This is a genomic window from Xanthobacter sp. BG11Y11_SDJG (assembly GCF_057364445.1).
Genome location: NZ_JBNFNU010000625.1, coordinates 1 through 1,607 on the forward strand (window position 1 = coordinate 1; position 1,607 = coordinate 1,607).

The window sequence follows — 1,607 nt, forward strand, 5'->3', positions numbered from 1 at the left end:
CGATGACGCCCCGGCGCCGCGCGCCGCCGAGCGGGCCGAGACGGACGCCCGCGGCCCGGCCGACGCCGACGACGAGGACGACGACGAGGACAGCGACGTCGACCAGATCGACGAGGAAGAGGAGATCGAGAATCTCGGCGCCGACGACGACGCCATGGAGGAGGTGCCGGAGCGCGCGCCGCAGCGCCGCGCCCGCTCCTACAAGATCCAGGAGGTGATCCGCCGGCGCCAGGTGATGCTGGTGCAGGTGGTCAAGGAGGAGCGCGGCAACAAGGGCGCGGCGCTCACCACCTACCTCTCGCTCGCCGGCCGCTATTCGGTGCTGATGCCCAACACCGCGCGCGGCGGCGGCATCTCCCGCAAGATCACCAATGCGGTGGACAGGAAGCGCCTGAAGGACGTGGTGCAGGACCTGGAGGTGCCGGAGGGGATGGGCATCATCCTGCGCACCGCCGGCGCCAACCGCACCAAGGTCGAGATCAAGCGCGACTTCGAGTATCTGCTGCGGCTGTGGGAGACGGTGCGCGAGCTGACGCTCAACTCCTCCGCCCCGAACCTCGTCTATGAGGAGGGATCGCTCATCAAAAGGGCGATCCGCGACCTCTACAACAAGGACATCGACGACATCCTGGTGGCCGGCGAGGCCGGCTATAAGGAGGCGAAAGACTTCATGCGCATGCTCATGCCGAGCCATGCGAAGAGCGTCATTCCCTATCGCGAGAGCCAGCCGATCTATGCCCGCTACGGGGTGGAGCAGCAGCTCGACGCCATGTTCTCGCCCGTGGTGCAGCTGAAGAGCGGCGGCTACATCGTCATCAATCCCACCGAGGCATTGGTCTCCATCGACGTGAATTCCGGGCGCGCCACCCGCGAGCACCACATCGAGGACACCGCGCTCAAGACGAACATGGAGGCCGCCGAGGAAATCGCGCGCCAGCTGCGGCTGCGCGACCTCGCGGGCCTGATCGTCATCGACTTCATCGACATGGAGGAGAAGCGCAACAACCGGTCGGTGGAGCGCAAGCTCAAGGACTGCCTGAAGAACGACCGGGCGCGCATCCAGATCGGCCGGATCTCGCACTTCGGCCTCCTGGAGATGTCGCGCCAGCGCATCCGCACCGGCGTGCTGGAGAGCTCCATCGAGGTGTGCCCGCACTGCGGCGGCACCGGCCACGTGCGCTCCGCCGCCTCGGTGGCGCTGCAGCTTCTGCGCGCGCTGGAGGAGCAGCTGCTGCGCTCCACCACCCACAATCTCGTGGCGCGCACCCGCACCGAAGTGGCGCTCTATGTGCTGAACCAGAAGCGCGCCCACCTGCGCGAGCTGGAGGAGCGCTTCTCCGTCACGCTGTCCATCTCGGCCGACGACAGCGTCACCGGCCACCAGCCCTTCATCATCGAGAAGGGCGACCCGGCCGCCCCGGCCCCCGCCGCGCCGCGCCTGACGAGCGTGGTGCAGCCCGATTCCATCCTGCTCGACGAGGACTATGGCGAGGAGGAGGACGAGGAGGCGCTTGAGGGCCAGGAGGAGAGCGCCGAGGCCGAGGGCGCGGAGGCCGCCTCCGAGGAGCGCCGCCGACGACAGCAGCCGCCGCAAAGCGCCGCCGGCG

General features: G+C 68.6%; 1 protein-coding gene. It reads left to right on the forward strand.

Annotation, left to right across the window (positions count from 1 at the left end):
- Window positions 1-1,607: Rne/Rng family ribonuclease (locus tag AC2W7M_RS25100; protein WP_486135790.1), on the forward strand; the 1,607-nt coding region annotated here is incomplete at both ends.